This window comes from Nonomuraea sp. WAC 01424, assembly GCF_003947315.1.
Classification (GTDB): domain Bacteria; phylum Actinomycetota; class Actinomycetes; order Streptosporangiales; family Streptosporangiaceae; genus Nonomuraea; species Nonomuraea spiralis.
Map to the genome: position 1 here is coordinate 1,017,254 of NZ_QHHZ01000001.1, position 21,871 is coordinate 1,039,124.

Annotated in this window: 19 protein-coding genes and 1 pseudogene; 10 read left to right on the forward strand and 10 right to left on the reverse strand. The window is 72.1% G+C overall.

The window, feature by feature from the left end:
• Positions 1 to 10 precede the first annotated feature (10 nt).
• The gene (locus DMB42_RS04845; protein ID WP_125630921.1) at positions 11 to 952 is read right to left on the reverse strand and encodes a LysR family transcriptional regulator; all 942 of its coding nucleotides are present in this window, start codon (positions 950 to 952) and stop codon (positions 11 to 13) included.
• A gap of 73 nt (positions 953 to 1,025) precedes the next feature.
• Here DMB42_RS04845 and DMB42_RS04850 point away from each other — a divergent pair, with 73 nt between their 5' ends.
• Complete coding sequence (locus DMB42_RS04850) at positions 1,026 to 1,277, forward strand: hypothetical protein (protein ID WP_125630923.1); 252 nt, start codon at positions 1,026 to 1,028, stop codon at positions 1,275 to 1,277.
• Complete coding sequence (locus tag DMB42_RS04855) at positions 1,274 to 1,918, forward strand: cyclase family protein (RefSeq protein ID WP_125630925.1); 645 nt, start codon at positions 1,274 to 1,276, stop codon at positions 1,916 to 1,918. The genes DMB42_RS04850 and DMB42_RS04855 overlap by 4 nt, the downstream gene beginning before the upstream one ends.
• 13 nt (positions 1,919 to 1,931) lie before the next feature.
• On the opposite strand, the gene DMB42_RS52965 is transcribed toward DMB42_RS04855, so the two are convergent.
• Positions 1,932 to 2,108 (reverse strand): hypothetical protein, encoded by a 177-nt coding sequence (locus tag DMB42_RS52965; RefSeq protein ID WP_185844476.1) that lies wholly within the window; start codon positions 2,106 to 2,108, stop codon positions 1,932 to 1,934.
• Positions 2,109 to 2,140: 32 nt separating this feature from the next.
• On the opposite strand from DMB42_RS52965, the gene map reads away from it, so the two are divergent.
• Entirely contained in the window at positions 2,141 to 2,989 is an 849-nt protein-coding gene (map, locus tag DMB42_RS04860; RefSeq protein WP_125630928.1) for a type I methionyl aminopeptidase, read from the forward strand.
• Between the two features lie 42 nt (positions 2,990 to 3,031).
• Here the strand turns inward: map and DMB42_RS04865 are convergent, their stop codons facing one another.
• The 4 genes from DMB42_RS04865 to DMB42_RS04880 form a co-directional block, all read right to left on the reverse strand.
• Positions 3,032 to 3,421 carry a sensor histidine kinase gene (locus tag DMB42_RS04865; protein WP_125630930.1) on the reverse strand — a complete coding sequence of 130 codons (390 nt, stop codon included), beginning with the start codon at positions 3,419 to 3,421 and terminating at the stop codon, positions 3,032 to 3,034.
• Positions 3,422 to 3,629: 208 nt separating this feature from the next.
• On the reverse strand, positions 3,630 to 5,603 hold the full coding sequence (locus DMB42_RS04870; protein ID WP_125630932.1) for a cytochrome c oxidase assembly protein: 1,974 nt from the start codon (positions 5,601 to 5,603) through the stop codon (positions 3,630 to 3,632).
• Positions 5,600 to 6,178 carry a copper resistance CopC family protein gene (locus tag DMB42_RS04875; protein ID WP_125630934.1) on the reverse strand — a complete coding sequence of 193 codons (579 nt, stop codon included), beginning with the start codon at positions 6,176 to 6,178 and terminating at the stop codon, positions 5,600 to 5,602. Before DMB42_RS04875 ends, DMB42_RS04870 begins: the two co-directional genes overlap by 4 nt.
• A gap of 44 nt (positions 6,179 to 6,222) precedes the next feature.
• On the reverse strand, positions 6,223 to 7,506 hold the full coding sequence (locus DMB42_RS04880; protein ID WP_229824063.1) for a helix-turn-helix domain-containing protein: 1,284 nt from the start codon (positions 7,504 to 7,506) through the stop codon (positions 6,223 to 6,225).
• A 451-nt stretch (positions 7,507 to 7,957) separates the two neighbouring features.
• On the opposite strand from DMB42_RS04880, the gene DMB42_RS04885 reads away from it, so the two are divergent.
• Together DMB42_RS04885 and DMB42_RS56295 are read left to right on the forward strand one after the other, a co-directional pair.
• Positions 7,958 to 10,756, forward strand: a complete 2,799-nt coding sequence (locus DMB42_RS04885; protein WP_125630938.1) for a BTAD domain-containing putative transcriptional regulator — start codon at positions 7,958 to 7,960, stop codon at positions 10,754 to 10,756.
• A 98-nt stretch (positions 10,757 to 10,854) separates the two neighbouring features.
• A pseudogene (locus tag DMB42_RS56295) lies at positions 10,855 to 11,769 on the forward strand (BTAD domain-containing putative transcriptional regulator); the annotation flags it as partial.
• A gap of 17 nt (positions 11,770 to 11,786) precedes the next feature.
• Here DMB42_RS56295 and DMB42_RS54770 read toward each other — a convergent pair.
• The gene (locus DMB42_RS54770; RefSeq protein WP_260477483.1) at positions 11,787 to 12,002 is read right to left on the reverse strand and encodes a hypothetical protein; all 216 of its coding nucleotides are present in this window, start codon (positions 12,000 to 12,002) and stop codon (positions 11,787 to 11,789) included.
• Between the two features lie 92 nt (positions 12,003 to 12,094).
• Between DMB42_RS54770 and DMB42_RS54775 the strand changes: the two genes are divergently transcribed.
• Entirely contained in the window at positions 12,095 to 13,318 is a 1,224-nt protein-coding gene (locus DMB42_RS54775) for a hypothetical protein (RefSeq protein WP_260477484.1), read from the forward strand.
• A 2-nt stretch (positions 13,319 to 13,320) separates the two neighbouring features.
• On the opposite strand, the gene DMB42_RS04895 is transcribed toward DMB42_RS54775, so the two are convergent.
• Positions 13,321 to 14,811 (reverse strand): PucR family transcriptional regulator ligand-binding domain-containing protein, encoded by a 1,491-nt coding sequence (locus DMB42_RS04895; RefSeq protein ID WP_125630941.1) that lies wholly within the window; start codon positions 14,809 to 14,811, stop codon positions 13,321 to 13,323.
• 95 nt (positions 14,812 to 14,906) lie between these two features.
• Between DMB42_RS04895 and DMB42_RS04900 the strand changes: the two genes are divergently transcribed.
• From DMB42_RS04900 to DMB42_RS04910, 3 genes are all read left to right on the forward strand, one after another.
• Positions 14,907 to 17,102 (forward strand): molybdopterin cofactor-binding domain-containing protein, encoded by a 2,196-nt coding sequence (locus DMB42_RS04900; RefSeq protein WP_125630943.1) that lies wholly within the window; start codon positions 14,907 to 14,909, stop codon positions 17,100 to 17,102.
• Positions 17,086 to 17,319, forward strand: coding sequence for an EF-hand domain-containing protein (locus DMB42_RS04905; protein ID WP_125630945.1), 234 nt, complete (start codon positions 17,086 to 17,088; stop codon positions 17,317 to 17,319). The genes DMB42_RS04900 and DMB42_RS04905 overlap by 17 nt, the downstream gene beginning before the upstream one ends.
• A 62-nt stretch (positions 17,320 to 17,381) precedes the next feature.
• On the forward strand, positions 17,382 to 18,761 hold the full coding sequence (locus DMB42_RS04910) for an NCS2 family permease (RefSeq protein ID WP_125630947.1): 1,380 nt from the start codon (positions 17,382 to 17,384) through the stop codon (positions 18,759 to 18,761).
• Here DMB42_RS04910 and DMB42_RS04915 read toward each other — a convergent pair.
• On the reverse strand, positions 18,758 to 19,732 hold the full coding sequence (locus DMB42_RS04915; RefSeq protein WP_125630949.1) for an excalibur calcium-binding domain-containing protein: 975 nt from the start codon (positions 19,730 to 19,732) through the stop codon (positions 18,758 to 18,760). The genes DMB42_RS04910 and DMB42_RS04915 overlap by 4 nt on opposite strands.
• Before the next feature lie 165 nt (positions 19,733 to 19,897).
• Between DMB42_RS04915 and ald the strand changes: the two genes are divergently transcribed.
• Complete coding sequence (ald, locus tag DMB42_RS04920; RefSeq protein WP_125630951.1) at positions 19,898 to 21,013, forward strand: alanine dehydrogenase; 1,116 nt, start codon at positions 19,898 to 19,900, stop codon at positions 21,011 to 21,013.
• Between the two features lie 66 nt (positions 21,014 to 21,079).
• Here the strand turns inward: ald and DMB42_RS04925 are convergent, their stop codons facing one another.
• Positions 21,080 to 21,781: a DUF3105 domain-containing protein gene (locus DMB42_RS04925; protein ID WP_125630953.1), complete on the reverse strand. Its 702-nt coding sequence runs from the start codon at positions 21,779 to 21,781 to the stop codon at positions 21,080 to 21,082.
• Positions 21,782 to 21,871 lie beyond the last annotated feature (90 nt).

A 21,871-nucleotide genomic window follows, 5' to 3' on the forward strand; every position in this document is an offset into this window, starting at 1 on the left:
CGTCCGGAGGTCAGGGCTGGGTGGCGAGGCGGGGGCCGAGTGCCGCCCGCAGGCCCTCGGTGGCCTCCTCGATCGCGCCGATCACCACCGCCTGCACCGGGTCCGGCTCGCCCGACCGCGTCCTGCTCACCCGCGTGACCGCGTCCAGCCGGCGCGCCCCCACCTCCCGTACGTCGCTCACCCGCACCTCGCCCTCCGGCACGTCGAGCAGCGCCAGCGACGGCACGATCGCCACCCCGTGCCCGGCGGCCACCAGCGCGAGCACCGGCGAGAAGTCGGTGACGACGTGCGTCCTGCGGGGCTCGACCCCGTGGATCCCGGCGAGCCGGTCGAGCGCCTGCCCGCACGCCTGGTCCGGCTCGGCGGCCACCCACGGCAGGCGCATCAGGTCCGCGGTCGACTCCGGCTCGGGCCAGTCCGGCGGCAGCACGACGCGGAACTCGTCCACGTGCAGCGGCCGTACGGTCAGCGAGGGCTGCGCGGGGACCGGCAGGCTCATGTCCTGCTCGGTGATGAGCAGGTCCACGGCGCCGAGGCGCAACTCCTGCAGCGCGGGCTGCCCGTAGACCTCGTGGATGACCGGCGTGATCCTCGGATGGCGTTCGGCCAGGGCGCGCATCGCGGGCACCAGCATGTGCTTGATGGCTGTGGGGAAGGCGGCGATCCGCACCGGTCCGGCCAGGCGTTCGGTGAACCTGGTCAGCTCTTTCCTGGCCTCGGTCAGCTCCTCCTCGACCCGCTCGGCGTACCCGGCGAGCACGCGGCCCGCCGGGGCGAGCGAGACGCGGCGCTGCGAGCGGTCGATGAGCGCCAGGCCGACCTCCCGTTCGAGCTGGGCGAGCTGCTGGGAGACCGCTGAGGGGGTCAGGTACAGCGCCTCGGCCGCGCGCATCACGCCGCCGCGGCGGGCGACCTCGTGCAGGACACGCAGACGACGAGGGTCGATATCCATGCAGGTCAGCTTACGTCCACCTTTAGCTTTCTTTATTTGTGCTTTAAGCCCAAAAATCCAGAGAATATCGGCCATGGATCTCCTCCTCGACGCCGTCGGCTGGGCCGGAGCCGCCCTGCTGCTGACCGGGTACGCCCTGGTCTCGTCCGCGCGGTTGTCCGGCGACGGCGTGGCGTACCAGCTCATCAACCTGTTCGGCGCCCTCGGCCTCATGGTCAACAGCGCCTACAACGCCGCCTGGCCCTCCACCGGGCTGAACCTCGTATGGGCCGCCATCGGAGGGATCGCCCTCGTCAAACTCGCCCGGGTGGGAGCCGCCAAATGATCGTCGAACTCAGCCACCGCATCACCGACGGCATGATCACCTATCCCGGCGTCCCGGGCCCGGTCCTCGGCACGCACCTGAGCAGGGAGGACTCGCGCGAGGTCTACGCCCCGGGCACCGAGTTCGAGATCGGCACGATCACGATGGCCGCCAACACCGGCACCTACCTGGACACGCCCCACCACCGCTACGCCGACGGCCCGGACCTGTCGCAGGTGCCGGTGAGCAGGCTGGCCGACCTGCCCGGCCTGCGCGTACCCGCCTCAGGAGGGCGGGAGGTGGTGCTCGACGCCACGCTGGACGTACGCGGCCGGGCCGTGCTGATCCACACGGGCTGGGACCGCCATTTCGGCACCGACGCCTATCTGCGCGACCATCCGTACCTGGCGGCGGAGTCGGCGAAGTGGCTGGCCGAGCAGGGCGCGGCGCTGGTCGGGATCGACTCGCTCAACATCGACGACACCCCGCCGCACGGCGAACGCCCCGCCCACACGATCCTGCTGAGGGCGGGGATCCCGCTGGTCGAGCACCTGACGGGGCTCGCGGCACTGCCGAGTGAGGGCTTCAGGTTCCATGCCGCGCCCCCGATGATCGCGGGCATGGGCACCTTCCCCGTACGCGCCTACGCCGTCGTGCCGTAGGCGGGACGGGGCGTCACTCGTCCTCCTGATCGGCCTCGTCCCACGCCTTGTTGCGGTCGGCGGCGCGCTGCAGTGCGCCCGCCGCCTCCTCCTCCGAGGTGTAGGGACCCATCCGGTCCTTGTTGGGGCAGCCCTGCTCGGGCTCGACCCGCATGTGCTTGAGACAGAACCACCACTGGCCTTCGCTCACGAGGTCAATTCTGCCCCGTAGACTCGTGTTTCATGACGACACTGCTCCAGCCCGGGCGAGTCTCGCCCATGCGAAAGGTCCCCGCCCACATCGAGCGGCCGGAGTACGTCGGCAAGAAGCGCCCCAGGACCGGCGAGTCCGACGTGAAGACCCCCGAGATCATCGAGCGCATGCGGGTGGCCGGCCGCATCGCCGCCCAGGCCCTCGAAGAGGTCGGCAAGCACTCCGTCCCCGGGGTCACCACCGACGAGCTCGACCGCATCGGCCACGAGTTCCTCCTCGACCACGGCGCCTACCCCAGCACGCTCGGCTACAAGGGTTATCCCAAGTCGTTGTGCACGTCGATCAACGAGGTCATCTGCCACGGCATCCCCGACGACACCGTGCTGCGCGACGGCGACATCGTCAACGTCGACATCACCGCCTACATCGGCGGCGTCCACGGCGACACCGACGCCACCTACCTGGTGGGCGAGGTCGACGAGGAGTCGCGCCTGCTGGTCGAGCGCACCCGCGAGGCCATGATGCGGGCCATCAGGGCGGTCGCGCCCGGCCGCCAGCTCAACGTGGTCGGCCGCGTCATCGAGGCGTACGCCAAGCGCTTCGGCTACGGCGTCGTACGCGACTTCACCGGCCACGGCATCGGCACGACCTTCCACTCCGGCCTCATGGTGCCCCACTACGACGACCCGTCGCTGCGGGTGGAGCTGGTGCCGGGCATGACGTTCACCATCGAGCCGATGCTCACGCTGGGCACGATCGACTACGACATCTGGCCCGACAAGTGGACGGCCGTCACGAAGGACCGCAAGCGCACGGCCCAGTTCGAGCACACGATCATGGTCACCGAGACCGGCAGCGAGATCCTGACCCTCCCCTGAGCCTCACCTCAGGGCACCCCGGGCGCGGCGGGCCCTGGACGGTCATCGTCGCCTGGGGATCACTCCGCTCACCGTGGTGCCCTCGCCGGGCGCACCCTTGACCGACAGGCTGCCGCCGAGCTCGGCGAAGGCGGCCCGCATCCGGGCGATCCCGCGCCCCGTGCGCCCGTCGGGCAAGCCCTGGCCGTCGTCGCTGACCGTCAGCCGCAGGCCGCTCGGGCCCGTGGTCACGGCGACCGATACGGTCTTGGCCCGGCTGTGCCGCTCGACGTTGGACAGCGCCTCGCGCATCGTCTCCATGACGCCGCCCGACACCCTCGACGGCACGTCGGTCCCGGGCAGCGCCCACGTCTCGACCGCGATCCCCGTCTGCTCCGACCACTGCGCCAGAAGGCTTTCGAGCGCCTCGGCCAGGCTCTGCCCCCCGCGCATGCGTGTCTCTTCCGACAATGGTTCTCGCCTTCCTCGGCACCCCGGGGCCTGCGCCGGTCCCCACGCCGGCGCCCCGCACCGCGTCGCGCGATCCCCCCTCAAGGTTCGCCGACGCTGCTGATGAGGTTATGCCCTTCTCCCCTGTGAGACAGGCTACCCGGCGCTTCTGAAACCTGGAGTCGGAAGATAGGGTGCCCTGGCCGAACCGCTACTCGCCCTTGTCAGCGCGGTTGAGACGGGCGAGATAGGCGTTGTAGGAGTCGAGTTCGGTGTCGCCGGCGGCGCGTTCGGCCTTGCGGTCGGTGCGCCTGGCCTGCCGTTCGTCGTCGCGGTACCACTGGAACGCGATGGCCAGCAGCACGAGCAGCGTGGGGATCTCACCGAAGCCCCACGCGATGGCCCCGCCGTCCTGCTGGGTCTGCAGCAGGTTGTCGCCCCACGTACGGCCGAGCTGTTCGTACCAGCCGGAGGCGATCACCGAGCCGGTCATCATCAGCGCGATGCCGAAGAAGGCGTGGAAGGGCATGGTGACGAAGAGCATCAGCAGCCGCCCGACGTACGGGAGCCTGCTCGGCCCCGGGTCGACGCCGATGATCACCCAGAAGAACAGGGAGCCGCTGAGCAGGAAGTGCAGCGTCATCCAGATGTGCCCGAGGTGCTCCTGCATGGCCGACTCGAACAGCGGCGTGAAGTACAGGGCGTACGTCGAGGCGATGAAGATGGCCGTCGCCACGACCGGGTGGGACAGGACCTTGACCGCCCGGCTGTGCAGGATCGTCGTGATCCACTCCCGCGCGCCCCGGTCACCGCGCCGGGCCGCCGGCTTGAGCGCCCGCAGCGCCAGCGTTACCGGGCCGCCGAGGACCAGGAAGATCGGCACGATCATGGAGAGCGTCATGTGCTCGATCATGTGCACGTCGAACATGACCTTGGCGTAGCGGGCCAGGCCGCTCTGGGTGGAGAACACCAGCAGCGCGATCCCGATGAACCAGGCGGCGGTGCGCCCCCACGGCCAGGCGTCGCCGCGCCGCATCAGCCGGTAGACGCCGGCGCCGTAGAGCCCGGCGAGCACGGCGGCCACCGCGCCGAAGAACAGGTCGAACCACCACAGGGAGAACACGTTCGCGATCGTGAGCTCCGGCGGGACGGGGAAGCCGAGCAGCTCGAACGCCCGGTCGGCGGGCACGCTGAACTCGGGCGGCGGTGTACGCGACAGCGCGACGGCCAGCCCGACGGTGGCCAGCATGAGCAGCGTCTCACCGCCGGCCAGCCGGGTGAACGCCCTGGGCTTGCCCGCCTCCAGGTCGACCAGCGTGCGCTGGCGGTGCCAGTAGCCGACGTAGCCGAGCAGCACGAAGGCGACGATCTTGGCCAGGGCCAGCAGGCCGTACTGGGTGGTCCAGAGGTCGGACAGCGCGCCGAGGCGGGCGACCAGGCTGAACACGCCGGACAGGCCGACGGCGACGAAGCACCACACCGCCATCGTGGAGAACCGGGCGGCGGCCACGTTGAGCTGCGGTTGCCCGCGCATCGCGTGCACCGCCAGCACCACCAGGCCGCCCACCCACAGGGCGAGCGCGAGCAGGTGCAGCGACACCGCCGAGGTGGCCAGGTCGTGGTTGGGCGAGGAGGAGGTGTGGCCGGTCAGCGGCGGCGGCAACATCGTCACCAGCGCGAACACCAGCAGGCCGGCCGCGGCCCCGGCGGTGATGGCCCCGCGCGAGAACAGCGCGATGGCCACTCCGAACAGCACCACGAGCGTGAGCGCCACACCCTGGGTGGTCTGGGTGGCGGTGCTGGTCAGGTATTCCCGGTTGAGGATCTGGGGCACAGTGCGGCCCCAGGAGTCGGCCGTGGTGAACACGATGGCCAGGAACGCAGATCCGGCCCACCCGAGCGCGGTCCATGAGGCGGACCTGACGTAGAGCAGGCCCGCCTTGCCGAGCATGCCCTTGTCGTTGGGCAGCAGCAGCGCCGCCGCCAGCAGCAGGCCGACGGTGAGCACACCCGTGACGTCCATGAGCAGCTTGGACACCGGCAGGCCCCACCTGACGACCGCTCCGGCGTCGGGCAGCCCGGGGATGATCCGGGGGAAGGCCCTGCCGCCGGCGATCATGCCGATCACCAGGGCGACGACCGCGGCCGCCCCACCCGCGAGCGCGAGACGCGCCGTTCTGCTCATGGCTTCTTCTTCCGCGCGCTGAACAGGAACCCGATGCCGATGCCGACCAGCGCCCCGATCCCGATGATCAGCCACGTGGGAAAGCCGACCCGCGCCGCCGACGCCAGGTCGGCCTCGGCCGCGGCGGGAGTGGCCGCAGGATCGGACGAGGCGGCCGTCGCCGGGGCGGCCGAAGCCGGGTCGGTGGCCGACGCGCTCGGCGAGGGCGCCGCGGCCGCCTTCACCGTGAAGGGGATCTCCCCCTCGAGCGGGTGGCCGTCGGAGGAGACGACCCGGTAGGCGATGGTGTACTTCCCGCCCGGCAGCGGCCCCTTGACCGCCTGCCGCACGACCGCGCCGTCGACCTCGGGCTTGCCCTCCTGAAAGACGGCCTCGCCCGCGCCCCGGACGATGACGAACGGCATGCGCACCTTGGCGGTGAACTCCAGCCTGACCTCGTCGAGAGCCTCGACCTCGGCGCCCTTGGCCGGGTCGCTGCTCTTGAGTGAGTCGTGGGCCAGCGCCGGGGTGGCGGTGCCGAGCACGAACAGGGCGGCGAGAATCGCGGTGAGTGCCGCGAGCGGGGAACTCTTCATGGCACCACCAAGGCTACCGACGCCACCGCCCGGTCCTGACCTCGCTACAGCCCCGCGCAGGCGAGAGCCCGCTGGTAGGCGTCCACGGCGCCGTCGGAATCGCCCAGCTGGTCCATCGTCTCGGCGGTGGCGTACCAGGTGGACGCCGAACGCCGGGAGTCGGGCAGCGGCGCCAGCCAGTCGCGCACGGGGCCCACATGGGCGCGGGCCTCCTCCATCCGGCCGACCCCGCCGTAGACCCTGCTGAGCAGCAGGTCGGCCTCGGCGCCGAGGGCCGATCCCGGGTAGGGCAGCAGGTCCTTGCCCGCCTGGGCCTGCTTGACGGCCTCGTCCAGGTTGCCGGTCATGGCCTCGGCGACGCCGAGCTCGATCCGGACGCGGGCGCGCTCGATGGGGCTGGTCGAGGTCTGCTCGTGCTCGACGACGGCCTGGCGCAGCACGTCACGGGCGGCGGCCGCCTCGTGCGGGCGGGCCTTGAGCCGCTTCTGCGTGAGCGCGAGGCGCATGATCGCGATGCTGCGCGGCTGCCCGTGCTCCAGCTGCACGGCCATGGCCCGCTCGGAGAAGGACAGCGCCTCCTCGGTGTGGCCGGTCATGGCCGCCGTGTTCGAGGCCATCCAGTTGGCGGCCACGATCGAGCGCGGCGTGCCGAGGGCGTCGGCGGCGTTCAGCAGCTCGGCCGCGAACTGGCGGGCGCGCAGCAGGTCGCCGCGCTCCATGTACGCCGCCAGCAGGCTGCCGCCGAGCTCCACGAGCAGGTCGTTCCAGACGGGTCGCGTCGTGGCGTTGAGTATCCGCTCGGCGACCTCGACCGCCTCCGTGAGCCGCTCGCTCTCCCGGTAGCTGCGGCACAGGTTGATGGCGATCTCGATCCGGCGCTCGGTCGACAGCTCCTCCTCGCGCAGCCGCAGCAGGATGGCGATGGCGCCGTCGAGGTCGCCGCTGGCCTGAGTGGCGAGCGCGAGGCCGAATTCGGTGTCTTGACGAAGAGCCGTCAAGCCTGTCAGGTTGTTGTTCGCCAGCAGCTCGGTGTAGCGCGTGCGGGCCTCGGCGACCTCACCGTTCTCGAGCGCCAGACGCGCGTAGCCGAGCGCCAGCTCGATGTCCTCCATCTGCTCGGCGGTCACGCCGTTGATCAGATAGGACAGCGAACAGTCGAGTTTCTGCGCCAGCAGCTCCAGGACCGCAGGTGTCGGGGTACGCTTGCCACTCTCGATCAAGGAGACGTAGCTGTCCGACAACTCGGGGTGCGCCAGCTGTGCCTGTGACAGGCCACGCTGCCGACGAACGGTCTTGATACGGAGTCCGACCAGGTCAGATGTGGTCACAGTCGTTGCTCCCTGAGATGATGAAGTCCGAGCAACCCCACACAGGCGAGGGAGAACCCCCATGCGCATGCGTATTGCCCTGTCTGCGCTAGCCACCGTGCTCATCGCAGCGGTGACTCTCGCAGGCAATGTTACGGCGGCGAACGCCGACACGTCTGCACTCTATTCAGGCCAGGACATGGCGCACTGCTGCTGACCGGCTGACTTCACCAAGAGGGGGTGCATCGCGCACCTCTGAGACTTGAACCGCACCAAGCCATCAAAGGTATAAGTCACATAACGAGGACATGACGTCCTCACCCCGTCGATGTGCCCCCTCTTCCGACATCTGGCCAGAGCCTACCTGACGCCGTCTACATTCGATCTACAGTCGTCTGACCGCTTTACCGCCACAAGATTCTGATTACGCTGCCTTCGTGAGGGGGACGTAGGGCCGTACCGGGGAGGACGCGTGAGCGACGACATCTACATTCGCCTTCTCGGCGACGTTCACGCCGAACGCGGCTTCCAGCCCCTCGATCTCGGCCCGGCCCGGCAGCGGGCCACTCTCGCCATCCTCGCCTCGGCCGCCGCCCTGGCCGTACCCATGAGCCAGCTCGTCGACGGGATGTGGGGCGACGAGCCGCCGCGCAACGCCGAGCAGAGCGTCTACACCTACGTCGCCGGCCTGCGCCGCGCCTTCGAGCCCGACCGCGGGCGGCGCGCCCCGTCGCGGTGGTTATCCGGCACGGGCGCCGGATACGTCTTACATGTCGGGCCCGCGCAGGTCGACTCCCTGTGCTTCGCCACGCGGCTCGACGAAGCCCGGGAGCGCCGGGGCGACGGCGACGACCGCCGGGCCGTACGCCTGCTGGACGAGGCCCTGGCGCTGTGGCGCGGCCCCGCGCTGAGCGGCCTGACCGGCCCGTTCGCCGAGCGGGAACGCTCCCGTCTTGAGCTGTTACGGCTGACGGCCCTGGAGCAGCGTTCGGAGAGCCTGCTGCACCTGGGCCGTCACCACGAGATCACCGAGGACCTGCGTGACCTGGCCGCCCGCCACCCGCTGCGCGAGCGCACCCGCGAACTGCTGATGCTGGCCCTCTACCGGTCGGGCCGCCAGGCCGAGGCGCTGGAGGTCTACGAGGAGGGCCGGCTGCTGCTCCTGGAGGAGCTGGGCCTGGCGCCGGGCGAGGGCCTGCGCAGGTGCCACGAGCTGGTGCTGCGCGGCGAGCCTGCGCCGTGGCGGGGGGACGGGGTGCCCCACCAGCTCCCGCGCCACCTGGCGGGGTTCGTCGGCCGGTCGTGCGAGCTGGACGAGCTGGCCAGGCGGCTGGCCCCGGACGACGGAAGCCCGCCGACCCCGCTGGTGATCGTCTCAGGGCCGCCGGGCGTCGGGAAGTCCACGCTGGCCGCCCAGGTCGCCCACCTGGTCCAGGACCGTTTCCCCGACGGCCAGCTCTTCGTCAACTGCCGCGGCGCGACGCCTGAGCTGCCCGCGCTGACCGCGCTCGACGTGCTCGGCCGGTTCCTGCGCGGGCTGGGCGTGGCGGCCGACGCCGTACCCGCCGACCCGGACGAGGCCGCGGCGATGTGGCGCAGCCTCCTGCACGGCCGCAAGGTCCTCGTCCTGCTGGACGACGCCGCCGACCTGACCCAGATCCGCCCGCTGCTGTCCACGCCCTTCGGCACCGCGCTGCTGGTCACCAGCCGCGAGACCATGACCTGGGGGGAGGACTCCTACCAGCTCGAACTCGGCCGGATGTCCCCCGCCGAGTCGGCCGCGATGCTGGCCGGGCTGGCCGGGGAGGAGCGCGTACGGGCCGGCGCCGGCGACACCGCCGAGCTCGTACGGCTCTGCGAGGGCCTGCCCCTGGCGCTGCGCATCGCGGGGGCCCGCCTGGCCGGCCGCCCCGACTGGAGCGTCGCCACCATGGCCGGCCGGCTGGGCGACGAACGGCGGCGCCTGCACGAGCTCGTGGCCGGGGACCTGGCCGTACGCTCCAGCCTGGCGGCCGGTTTCACCGCACTCGAACGCAGCTCCCGCCCCCTCGACCGGCTGGCCGCCCGCACGCTGTCCCTGCTGGGCCTGCTGCACGTGCCCGAGATCACCGCCGAGGCGGCCGCGGCGCTGCTCGCCGCCGACCCCGCGGACGCCGACCTGGCCCTCGAACGGCTGACCGACGCGCACCTGCTCGACCGCCCCCGGCCGGGCCGCTACCAGCTCCACGACCTCGTCCGGCTGTTCGCGGGCGAGCAGCGGCCCGGCGACGCCAAGAAGCCGGTGCTGCGCGCGCTCGCGTACTTCGCGGCCTCCACGCGCCTGGCCAGCGGCGTGCTCGATCCGCACCGCGCCCAGCGCGGCACCGCTCCCGAGTCGGCCGTGCACATGGTGGCCGGACAGGAGGAGGCGACGGCCTGGCTGCTGGAGGAGGAGGGCGTCCTGACGGCCGCGGCCCGCCAGGCGCTCGCCGCCGAGGACGACGACGTCGCGGCGATGGGCGTGGCGCTCACGCTCGCCCTGGAATGGCCCTACCAGCGCAGCTACCGGACGCTGGAGATGATCGAGCTCAGCTCGATGGCCCTGGCCGTGTGCGAACGGCTCGGCGACGTGGAGAACACGATGCACGCCCAAGGTCTGCTCGCCAACGCCCTGCGCATGCGGGGGCGGATCGAGGAGGCCGTCGAGCACCTGCGGGCGGGGCTGGCCATCGCCAGGCGGCTCGGCGACACCTTCTCCGAGCAGCGCGCGCTGGGCAACCTCGCCAACGCGTACTTCAACGGCGACCAGTACGAGCAGGCGATCGTCTTCGCCGAACAGCAGCTCGCGATCGCCGACCTGATCGGCGCCCGGGTCGGCGCCCGGTACGCCATGCTCATCATCGGCGAGGCCCACCAGGCACTCGGCCGGCCGCAGGAGGCCCGCAAGATCCTGGCCCTGGGCCTGGCCGAGGCCGAGGAGGCGGACGACAGGACGCACCAGGCGCAGCTGCGCGCGGTTCTCGGCCGGGTGCACCTGGATCTGGGCGAGCCGGAGCACGCCCTGCCCCACTACCTCATCGCCCTGGAGCTGATCGAGCGGGCCGGCTACCGGGTGGGACGGCTGCGCGACCTGGTCGGGCTGTCGCGCACGTACCGGGCCATGGGCAAGCTCGATCTGGCGCTCGCCCACGTCACCGAGGCGGTGGCCGGCGCGGACGGGCTGGCGGAGTGGGAGACGGAGGCCAGGGAAGAGCAGGCCGCCGTGCACGAGGCCCGTGCGAGGCGCGGGTGATCGACGGCATCGGCATCCGCCTGCTCGGCCCGGTGACCGGCGTGCTCGGCGACGCGGAGATCGACCTCGGCGCCGCCCGGCAGCGCGCGGTCGTCGCGATGCTCGCCTCTCCCCCGGGCCGCGTCGTGACCAAGGGCCGGCTCGTGGAAGGGCTGTGGGGGGACGACGCGCCGCCCAGCGCCGAGCAGAGCGTCTACACGTACGTGGCCGGGCTGCGGCGCGCGCTGGAACCGGGTCGCGAGCCCGGCCGGCGTTCGACGGTCCTCGTCGGGGAGGCGGGCGGGTACCGGCTGCTGCTCGCGCCCCGCCAGGTGGACTCCTGCCTGTTCACGGAGCTGGTGGAGGAGGCGCGCCTCCTCGATCCCGGCCGTGGCGACGACGCCCTGCGCGTGCTGGAGCAGGCACTGTCCCTGTGGCGCGGCGTGGCCCTGAGCGGCCTGGCCGGCCCGTTCGCCGAGGCCGAGCGCTCCCGGCTGGAGCAGCTGTTCCTGAGCGCCACCGAGGCCCGCGCCGAGACCCTGCTCCGTCTCGGCCGGCAGCGCGAGGCCATCACCGCCCTGCAGGACCTCGTCGGACGCCATCCACTGCGGGAGCACCTTCACGAACTGCTCGTCCTGGCCCTGCACGGCGCCGACCGCCAGGCGGAGGCGCTGCTGGCCTACGAGAGAGCCAGACGCACCCTGGACGAAGAGCTCGGTGTCCTGCCCGGCGAGGGCCTGCGCGCGGCGCACAGGGTGGTCCTGTCCGGCGGCGCCGAGGAGCCCCCATCCGCCACCACCTCCGTGCCCCGGCAGTTGCCGCGCGATCTCATCGGATTCGTCGGCCGGTCCGAGGAGGTCGCCCGGCTGAGATCGTTGCTGGCGCCGGAGGCGGGGCCACCTCACCCGGTCGTCGCCGTATCGGGGCCGCCGGGTGTGGGCAAGTCGGCGCTCGCCGTGCACGTGGGGCACGCGGTCGAGGACCGCTTCCCGGACGGGCAGCTCGCCATCGCCCTGCGCGGCGGCACTCCGGGCGTCGCGCCGCTGCCGGCTCACGAGATCGCCGGACGGCTGCTGCGCGGCATCGGCACCTCGAACGAGGACATCCCCGTCGACGTGGACGAGGCGGCGGCGATGTGGCGGAGCAGACTGCACGGCAGAAGGCTGCTGGTGCTTCTGGACGACGCGGCCGGCCTGACGCAGATCAGGCCGTTCCTCGGCACGCCGCTGGGCGTGAGCGTGCTCGTGACCAGCAGGGAGTCCTTCACGGCGGGCGACGACTGCGTGCAACCGCCTGGCCGACCGCCCGGACTGGACCGTCGGCGAACTGGCCGGAAGGCTCGCCGACGAACGGACCCGGTTGCACGAGCTGGAGGCGGGCGATCTCGCGGTCCGGTCGGGACTGGCGGCGAGCTGGAGCCATCTCACGCACAGCGACCACGCCGTCGAGCGGGAGGCCGGGTGCGCGCTGGACCGCCTCAGCGACGCCCACCTTCTCGAACGGGACGTTCGTGGTCGCTTCCAGCTGCACGACCTCGTCCGGGTGTTCGCCGGGGAGCTGGTCCCCGCCGAGGGCCGCAAGGCCCCGCTGCTGCGGCTGTTCGGCTACTACGCGGCCGGCTTGCGGTCGGCCGCCCGCACCGCGGACCCCAACCGGGTTCACCCGACGCACCTCCCGGTGGCCGAGCCGGGCCGGGCCTTCCGGGACGCCGACGAGGCGAACGCCTGGATCGAGCAGGAGGAGCCCACCTTGCTGGCCGCCGCGGCGCAGGCCATGGCCGACCCGGACGACGACCTCGCGCGTACGGGGGCCGCCCTCGGCCTGGCGATGCTCTGGCCCCAGCAGAAGGCCTACCGGGTCGCCGACCTGATCTCCATCGGGAACCGGGCGCTGTCGGTGGCCGAGCGCCTCGCCGATGACGAGACCGCCATGCACGCCCACAGCCAGGCCGGGGTCGGCGAGTACTTCAAGGGCGACCTCACCGCGGCGCTGGAGCACGTCGACCGGCACCTGACCCTGGCCAGACGGCTGAACGACCGCTTCGACGAGCAGCGGGCCCACGGCAACCTGGCCGCCACGTACGCCAAGGCGCAGAGGTACGACCGGGCCCTCGAACACGCGCTGGCCCAGCGGGAGATCGCCAGGGAGATCTCCTCCGAGGTCGGCGAGCGGTACGCCCTTCTGCAGATCGGCAACGCCCACCGGCAGATGGGACGTCTCGGTGAGGCGGCGGCCGCTCTGGAGGAGGCCGCGGCGATGGCCGGGCGGGCCGGTGACGCCGCGCTCGAAGGGCACATGCGTCACGCGCTCGGCGCCCTCCAGCTCGACCGCGGTGACCTGGAGGCCGGCCTCGCCCAGCTCGAACGGGCGCTGGGCCGCGCCGTGGCGGGCGGCACGAAGCTCATGCAGGTGCAGTGCCTGATCCAGCTCGCCCGGGCCAACCGGCTGCTGGCGCGGCGGACGGCGGCGGCGGAACGCCTGGCCGAGGCGGAGTCGCTGGCGCGGGCCCTGGACAGCGCGTCCTGGCTGGAGCGTGTCGCAGAGGAGCGGGAGGCGATGGGGGCGGCGGGGCCGGAGGGGTGAGGTCAGGCGGGTGGGGTGGTGTCGCGCAGGGCGAGGAAGAAGTCGACGCGGTCGGCCATCGCCGACAGGTCGCGGCCGGTCAGCTCCTCGATCCGGCGGATGCGGTAGCGGACGGTGTTGACGTGCACGTGGAGCCGTTCGGCGCAGGCGTGCCAGGAGCCTGAGCAGTCGAGGAAGACGTCGAGGGTGCGGACCAGGTCGGACTGGTGGCCGCGGTCGTAGGACAGCAGGGGGGACAGCAGGCGGTCGGTGAAGGAGCGGCGTACGTCGCCCGGGACCGTGGCCAGCAGCAGGGCGTGGGTGTAGATCTCGTCGCTGGTGACCACGCCGCCGTCGCGGGCCTCGGCCAGCCTCCTGGCGTGCCCGGCCTCCTCCACGCCGCCCTTGAGCGCGGCGGCGCCGGTCAGCGCGCCGCTCAGGCCGACGGCCACGCGGGTACCGGGCAGCGCGGCCAGTACGGCGGCCCCGGCGCGCAGCCGCGCGGCCAGCTCGCCGGCGGTACGCCCGCGCAGCGGGACCACGGCCACCGCGCCCTCGCCGCGGACGGCCGCGACCGTCTCCCGCCCGAGCAGCTCCTCCACGACCTGCCCCCCGAGCACCCCGGCCCCACCGGGGGAGGTGCCGTGGGATGCGGCGGTGGCGTCGAGCACCGCGTACGGCTCGGCGGCGTCGAGGCCGCACGTGCGGAGCCGGGCGTTGAGCTCGGCCGCGTCGGCCCCGGCGAGGGCGGCGGCGACGAGCTGCCCGGCCAGGCGGCGCTCGACCCGGCGGCCCTCCTCCAGGCGGCCTCGTTCGAGTGCCACGCAGGCGGCCAGCTCGTAGCCGAGGTCGGCGCGGCCGAGCAGGTCGCCGTCGCAGGCGAGGACCCAGCCGGCCGCCCGGTGCCCGCGGCCGACGGCGAAGAGCGTGACGCCCTCGGCGAGCACGGGCAGCCGGGACGCGGTCAGGTACGCCTCGGCCAGCCGCGCCGGTCGGGCGGCCGTACCGACGATGACCTCGCCGGACGCGGACAGGACGGCGCCCGTGACGCCCAGCTCGGCGGCGGTCAGCTCGAACAGCTCGCGCAGGTCGGCGCCCTCGGCCAGGGCCGCCACGAGCCTGCGGTGCCGCCCGAGCGCGTCGCGCGCGTCACCGGACAGCCGGGGCGCGACCAGCTCGGCCAGCGTACGGAAGGAGACCTCGACCGGCACCTCGACCAGCGGCAGCCCGGCCCGGCGGCAGGCCGCGACGAGGTCGCCCGGCACGTGCCCGAGTCGGGCCTCGCCGGCGCCGAGCGCGGAGACCCCGGCCTCGACCAGGGCGGTCACGAAGCGGGCGGAGTCGGCGGCGGTGTGGCGCCACATCAGCCCGGTCAGCACCAGCTCGCCGCCGGACAGGTAGCGCCCCGGCTCGGGCAGGTCGGTGACGCAGACGCTGCCGAACTCGCGATCGGGGTCGCCGGCCAGCAGCCTGAGACCCAGCTCCTCGATCGCCAGCAGGTCACTGATACGCACTTGGAGGAATATACAAGGCCGGTGTGTCAAGGTATGACCGGGATTTCACGTCACGGGCATAGGAGGCCGGGCCCGGCCGGTGCTCTACTCGGAGGATGACGGAGACCGCCCATTCCACCAGGTCCGCGGGGGTCGGCGCGAGCGCGCGGCGACCGGACGCGACGCTGAAGGTGACCGGCGAGTTCGCCTACGCCTCCGACCTGTGGCTCGACGGCATGGTGTGGGGCGTGACGCTGCGCAGCCCGCACCCGTCGGCCTGGATCCGTTCGATCGACGTGGGCCCGGCGCTGCGGATGCCCGGCGTGCTGGCCGTGCTGACGCACGAGGACGTGCCCGGCGAGAAGTTCTACGGGCTCGACCACAAGGACCAGCCCGTGCTGGCCATCGACCAGGTCCGCCACCAGGGCGGCCAGGTGGCGCTGGTGGCCGCCGACCATCCGGAGACCGCGCGCCGGGCGGCGGCGGCCGTCGTGGTCGAGTACGAGCCGCGCCCGGCGGTGACCGATCCGCGCGAGTCGCGGGAGTTCGTCAGGCGCCAGCCGGTGCGCAAGGGGGACACCTTCGAGGCGGAGGTCGTCGTCACCGGCGAGTACGAGGTCGGCATGCAGGACCAGGCGTTCCTCGGCCCGGAGTCGGGCCTCGCGGTGCCGGCCGAGGACGGCGGCGTGGACCTGTTCATCGCCACCCAATGGCTGCACGTGGACCGCGACCAGCTCGCCCCCTGCCTGGGCCTGCCGCCGGAGAAGGTACGGCTGACGCTGTCGGGCGTGGGCGGCGCGTTCGGCGCCCGCGAGGACCTGTCGATGCAGGTGCACGCGTGCATGCTGGCGTTGCGCCTGAACCGCCCCGTCAAGATCGTGTACGGGCGGGAGGAGTCGTTCTTCGGGCACGTGCACCGCCATCCGGCCAGGATGCGCTACGAGCACGGCGCGACGCGCGACGGCCGCCTGGTCTACGTCAAGGCCGACATCCTGCTGGACGGCGGCGCGTACTGCTCCTCCTCCCCCGCCGTGGTGGGCAACGCGGCCTCGCTGGGGGCGGGGCCGTACGAGGTGCCGAACGTGCGGATCGACGCCGTGGGCGTCTACACCAACAATCCGCCGTGCGGTGCGATGCGCGGGTTCGGGGCGGTGCAGGCGTGTTACGCCTACGAGTCGCAGATGGACCGGCTGGCCGAGGCGTGCGGGTTGTCGCCGGTCGAGATCCGGGTGCGCAACGCGGTCTCGCAGGGCTCCGCGCTGGCCACCGGCCAGGTGATCGACTCCCCCGCGCCGCTGGCGGACATGCTGCGCGACCTGGAGGCCATGCCGCTGCCCGGCCCTCGTACGGAGGCGGACCTGCGGGCGCTGCCGGGCGGCGTCTCCCAGACCACGCACGGCGAGTCGGTGCGGCGCGGCGTCGGCTACGGCGTCGGCCTCAAGAACATCTGCTTCTCCGAGGGCTTCGACGACTACTCGACGGCCAGGGTGCGGGCCGAGCTGGTGGGCGACGAGCCGCACGTCACCGTGCACACCGCCGCGGCCGAGATGGGCCAGGGGCTGATCACCGTCCAGGGCCAGATCGCGCGTACCGAGCTGGGCATCGAGGACGTGACCGTGGCGACCGCCGACACCTCCGTCGGCTCGGCGGGCTCGTCGTCGGCCTCGCGGCAGTCCTACGTGACGGGCGGCGCGGTGAAGGCGGCCTGCGAGGCGGTGCGCGAGCGGTTCAAGGGGTTGCCGCCTCGGGAGGCGCTGGCCAGGTTCGGGCCGATCGAGGAGACCCGCGAGTACCGGCACCGGCCGACGTTTCCGATGGATCCCGTGAGCGGGCAGGGCGACTCGCACACGCAGCTCGCGCTGTGCGTGCACCGCGCGGTGGTGGACGTGGACACCGAGCTGGGGCTGGTCAAGGTCGTGGAACTCGCGGCGGTGCAGGACGTGGGCCGGATCCTGAACCCGCAGGCGCTGGAGGGCCAGATCCACGGCGGCTCGGCGCAGGGGCTCGGCCTGGCGCTCATGGAGGAGATCCAGGTACGCGACGGCCGGGTGCTGAACCCGTCGTTCACCGACTACCTGATTCCCACCATGCTCGACATGCCGCCCATGCAGCTGAAAATCCTGGAAAATCCGGATCCGTTCGCGCCGTACGGCCTCCGCGGCGCCGGCGAGCCTCCCACGCTCTCCTCCACGCCCGCCGTCGCCGCCGCCGTACGCGCCGCCACGGGTCTCCGGTTGACTCGCGTTCCGATCAGGCCGGAAGATATCGCCTTGTCCAATCACGGGGAGGTATCCGATGGCAAGCGGTCGTGAAGCCGCCGAGGCGGAGTTCAGTCGCTTCGACACCGACGGCGACGGTCTGCTGACCGCGGCCGAGATCAGGCAGGCCAACGAGGCTCTGGGGGTGCACGGCGCCTCGGAGGACGAGATCGAGGCGTTCATCACATCCGCCGACACCGACGGCGACGGCCGGATCGGCCTGGAGGAGTTCGTCGGCCTGCTCGGCCACGGGCGGCACGAGAAGGCGTGATCTTGTCCCCCGCCGGGTAGGTGACCCGCACTCCCCTCGGTCATGACGAGGGGGATCGTGTGGTGCTCGACAGACTCTTCGAGCTGACCGGGCGGGGGACGACCGTCGGACGCGAGGTCCGCGGCGGCCTGACCACTTTCATGGCGATGGCCTACATCATCCTGCTCAACCCGATCATCCTGGCCGGCGCGAAGGACGTCACCGGCGCCCGGCTGTCGATCTCCGAGCTGACCACCTCGACCGCGCTGGCGGCCGCGATCTCCACGCTGCTCATGGCGTTCATCGGCAACGCGCCCTTCGCCCTGGCCGCCGGGCTCGGCCTGAACGCGGTGGTCGCCTACCAGGCCGCGCCGCACATGACCTGGGCCCAGGCGATGGGCCTGGTCGTGCTGGAGGGCGCGGTCATCATCATCCTGGCCGTGACCGGCCTGCGCACCCTGATCATGAACGCGATCCCGCTGGCGCTCAAGCACGCGATCAGCGTCGGGATCGGCCTGTTCATCGCCCTGATCGGCCTGGTCGACGCCGGGTTCGTCGCCTCGGGCACCGGCACGCCCGTACAGCTCGGCGCGACCGGCCACCTCACGGGCTGGCCGGTCACGCTCTTCTGCTTCGGCCTGCTCCTGATGATCGTCCTGTACGTGCGCAGGACCCCGGCCGCCATCCTCATCAGCATCGCGGTCACCGCCGTCCTGGCCGTCGTGGTCAACTCGCTGGTGCCCATCAAGCCCGAGTCGTGGGGCGTGGTCGCGCCGCGTATGCCCGAGTCGCTGATCTCGGCGCCGAGGTTCGGGCTGGTGGGGCAGTTCGACCTGTTCGGCGGGTTCGTCACGGCGGGCGCGCTGACCGCGACCGTGGTGCTGTTCACGCTGGTGTTGTCGGGGTTCTTCGACGCCATGGGCACGATCATCGGCGTCAGCGACGAGGCCGGCCTGGTGGACCGGCTGGGACGGGTGCCGCGGCTGGGCCGCATCCTGACCGTCGACGGCGTGGCGGGCATGGTCGGTGGCTCGGTCAGCGCCTCGGCCAACACCGTGTTCGTCGAGTCGGCCGCCGGTGTCGGCGAGGGGGCGCGTACCGGTCTGGCCAGTGTCGTGACCGGGGCGCTGCTCGGGCTGACGCTGCTGTTCACGCCGATCGCCGCGGTGGTGCCGGCGGCGGCCGCGCTGCCCGCGCTGGTGCTGGTCGGGGCGCTGATGATGACCCAGTCCAAGAACGTGCCCTGGGCCGACATCGACCTGGCCATCCCGGCGTTCCTGACGATCGCGCTGATGCCGTTCACGTACTCGATCACGAACGGGGTGGGGGCCGGGGTGATCGCCTACACGCTGATCAAGGCGGCCCGGGGGCAGTTCGCCGAGATCCCCTGGCTGCTGTGGATCGTGTCGTTGATCTTCCTGGCGTACTTCGGGATCAACGCGCTCGAGAGCTTGTTCGGTTAGCGGATGTCACCGCTGTTGCAGGCCACGCCGTTCTGGTCGAGGTCGGGATACCAGGAGTACTCCTCATGCCGTCCGCGTGTGTAGGGGCCGTCGCCGGCGGCCTGGGCCTCCTTGCAGCTCGCGTAGCGCTTGTCGGGCACGCGCGCGACCCCGTTGGTGGTCCCGGTGGTCCCGGTGGTCCCGGTCGTGCCGGTGGTCCCGGTCGTGCCGGTGGTCCCGGTCGTGCCCGTCGTGCCGGTGGTGCCCGTTGTCGTGCCGTCCGGCTGGGTCGTGGTGGCGGGCGGCTGCTGCTGCTGGGTCGGCGGCTGGGCGGGATCGGACTGGGCGGGGTCGGACTGGGCGGGACCGGTCGGGGCGGGCTGCGACGGGGACGCGCCGAGCATGCGGGTCACCAGCGCGTCGGCCTCCTCCTTGGTGAAGCCCGCGATGCTCATGCTGTCGCCGTCCATGCCCTGCGTGACGACCGGCGCGGCCAGGACCGTCTTGGGCGTCTGCTCGCCCTCGGGCGCCAGTACGACCGCGACCTGCCGCTGCGCGGGCTGCAACTCGTCGATGAGCCGGACGAGCCGGTCCTTGAAGGCGGGCGCGACGGCGACGCGTACCGAGTACGACCCGTCGCTCTCCCGTACCGGCTCGATCCGCTGCACGGCACCGACCGTGACGCCGTCCTCCAGGAGGTAACAGGTGGTCTGCCCCTCGTCGAGCACGGCCGGGTCGCCCGGACAGGGCGCGGTCTTGGTCTCCTTGACCGGCGCGAAGTGGATGGGCACGGCCAGGCGCGTCGGCGGCGCGCCGCCGAGCAGCGGGCTGTCCGGGCTCTTGGTCATCAGGACGGCGACCGTGCCGAGCACGCCCGCCACGGCGACGACGAGCACGAGCGAGACGGTGAGCACGACGGTGGTGAGGCGGCTGGCCTTCGGCTCCTCCGGCTCTCCCGGCTCCGCGGGCGGCGCCTCTACCGGCTTGTCCATCGTCGAGACCCCATCCTCACGTTCGGGCTGCCGGTGAGCCTATCGAGGACGGACGGAACCGGGGTAATCAGCCGAAGAATCATCACCTTTCCGTGAGATCGGAGGAAGAATGGAAATGAGAAGGCAGGTTGTCGGCAACTTTCCACGCGAACGAGGGATGACCCCATGAAGGTCGGAGTTCCCCGCGAGGTCAAGAACAGCGAATACCGTGTCGCACTCACCCCGGCGGGCGTGCACGAACTGGTACGCCACGGGCACCAGGTCCACGTCGAACGGGAGGCGGGCCTCGGCTCGGCCATCCCCGACGACGACTACGCGGCGGCGGGCGCCGTCATCGTGCCGCACGCCGACGAGGTGTGGGCCGCGGGCGACCTGATCATGAAGGTGAAGGAGCCGGTGGCCGAGGAGTACCACCGGATGCGCAAGGGCCAGGTCCTGTTCACCTATCTCCACCTGGCCGCCTCGAACGCCCTGACCAGGGCCCTGCTCGACTCGGGCGTCACGGCCATCGCGTACGAGACCGTGCAGAACAGGGACGGCTCGCTGCCCCTGCTCGCCCCCATGTCGGAGGTCGCCGGACGGCTGGCGCCGCAGGTGGGCGCCTACCACCTGATGCGTTCACAGGGCGGCAGGGGCGTGCTCATGGGCGGCGTGTCCGGGGTGCGCGCGGCGAACGTCGTCGTGATCGGCGCCGGGGTGTCCGGCATGAACGCCGCCGCCATCGCGCTCGGCATGCAGGCCGAGGTGCTGCTGCTCGACCGCAACATCGACAAGCTCCGCCAGGCCGACATGATCTACCAGGGCCACTGCCAGACGGTCGCGTCGAACACCCTGGAGATCGAGAAGGCCGTGCTGGAGGCCGACCTGGTGATCGGCGCGGTCCTGGTGCCGGGGGCCAAGGCGCCCAGGCTGGTCACCGACGACCTGATCCGGCGGATGAAGCCGGGGTCGGTGCTGGTGGACATCTCGATCGACCAGGGCGGCTGCTTCGAGGGCTCCCGGCCGACCACGCACGCCGCGCCGACGTACCGGGTGCACGAGTCGGTCTTCTACTGCGTGGCCAACATGCCGGGGGCGGTGCCGCACACCTCGACGTTCGCGCTGACCAACGTGACGCTGCCGTACGCGCTGGCCGTCGCCGCCAAGGGGTGGCGGGAGGCGGTCCGTACGGACCCGGCGCTCGCGGCGGGCGTGAGCACCCACGAGGGACGCCTGACCAGCCGTCCGGTGGCCGAGGCGCACGACCTGGAGTGGACGCCGCTGGAGGAGGTGCTCGCCTGAGCCCGGAACACGACGTGAACGCCGAAGGGCCCGGCCGGAGCCGGGCCCTTCGGACGTGCTACGGGATCACTTGGACTGGGTGGGCGAGGGAGCGAGCGTCTCCATCGGCGTGTTGCCCGTCGGCTCGGGCGGCAACGGGGCCTGGTCGGCCGTGGTGGTGATCGCGTCCGGGCCGCCGCAGATGGCGCCCGGCTCAGGGGTGTCGGAGCCGTTCTGGTACTTCTTGATGAAGGCCGGCAGCTTCGGGTCGGACGGGTCCTGCAGCTTGAGCTGGTGGCCCCACGCGGAGGCGACCACCGGCGCGGGCAGCCCGGGGTAGGGGCTGACCAGCATGTAGTCCTGCTGGCCCGTGGAGGTCGCCACTTCCTTCAGCGCGTCGACCTGCGCCTTGGGCAGGTCGGCGCGGTAGGTGATCCAGACCGCGCCGTGCTCCAGCGAGTGGACGGCGTGCTCGTTGTGGATCGGCTTGTCGTAGACCGCGCACTGCTGCCAGTAGTTGTTGTGCTCGCCGCCCACGGGCGGGCTCTCCTTGTACGCCACCGTCTTGGCGACATGCTGGCCGGCCTCGTACTTGTAGCTGGTCACGGCGTCGAGAGAGGTCACGCGGGCCTGGTTGACCAGGTAGACGCCGACCACGCCGACGAGGACCACGACGATGAGACCGCCCGTCCCCCACATGAGCAGTGCGGCGCGGCGCGCTTTGCGCTGTTGCTCGGCCCGCATCTTCTGCAGATGCTCGCGCCTCGCCTGCGCCTTCTCCTTCGTCATCGTCCCTCCATCGGCGTACTGACTCCGGTCACCCTATGCCCTCCGGGCGTATGCGGAGAATAAGTGGCGCATAAGCGTCGGATCACAGCT

Coding starts and splice junctions, on each gene's coding strand:
- DMB42_RS04865 (WP_125630930.1), bottom strand. CDS start 3,421: ATGCGCGGGGGGCAGAGCCTGGCCGAGGCGCTCGAAAGCCTTCTGGCG.
- DMB42_RS04925 (WP_125630953.1), bottom strand. CDS start 21,781: ATGACGAAGGAGAAGGCGCAGGCGAGGCGCGAGCATCTGCAGAAGATG.
- DMB42_RS04845 (WP_125630921.1), bottom strand. CDS start 952: ATGGATATCGACCCTCGTCGTCTGCGTGTCCTGCACGAGGTCGCCCGC.
- DMB42_RS04900 (WP_125630943.1), top strand. CDS start 14,907: ATGACGGAGACCGCCCATTCCACCAGGTCCGCGGGGGTCGGCGCGAGC.
- DMB42_RS04875 (WP_125630934.1), bottom strand. CDS start 6,178: ATGAAGAGTTCCCCGCTCGCGGCACTCACCGCGATTCTCGCCGCCCTG.
- map (WP_125630928.1), top strand. CDS start 2,141: ATGACGACACTGCTCCAGCCCGGGCGAGTCTCGCCCATGCGAAAGGTC.
- ald (WP_125630951.1), top strand. CDS start 19,898: ATGAAGGTCGGAGTTCCCCGCGAGGTCAAGAACAGCGAATACCGTGTC.
- DMB42_RS04905 (WP_125630945.1), top strand. CDS start 17,086: ATGGCAAGCGGTCGTGAAGCCGCCGAGGCGGAGTTCAGTCGCTTCGAC.
- DMB42_RS04850 (WP_125630923.1), top strand. CDS start 1,026: ATGGATCTCCTCCTCGACGCCGTCGGCTGGGCCGGAGCCGCCCTGCTG.
- DMB42_RS04870 (WP_125630932.1), bottom strand. CDS start 5,603: ATGAGCAGAACGGCGCGTCTCGCGCTCGCGGGTGGGGCGGCCGCGGTC.
- DMB42_RS04915 (WP_125630949.1), bottom strand. CDS start 19,732: ATGGACAAGCCGGTAGAGGCGCCGCCCGCGGAGCCGGGAGAGCCGGAG.
- DMB42_RS04855 (WP_125630925.1), top strand. CDS start 1,274: ATGATCGTCGAACTCAGCCACCGCATCACCGACGGCATGATCACCTAT.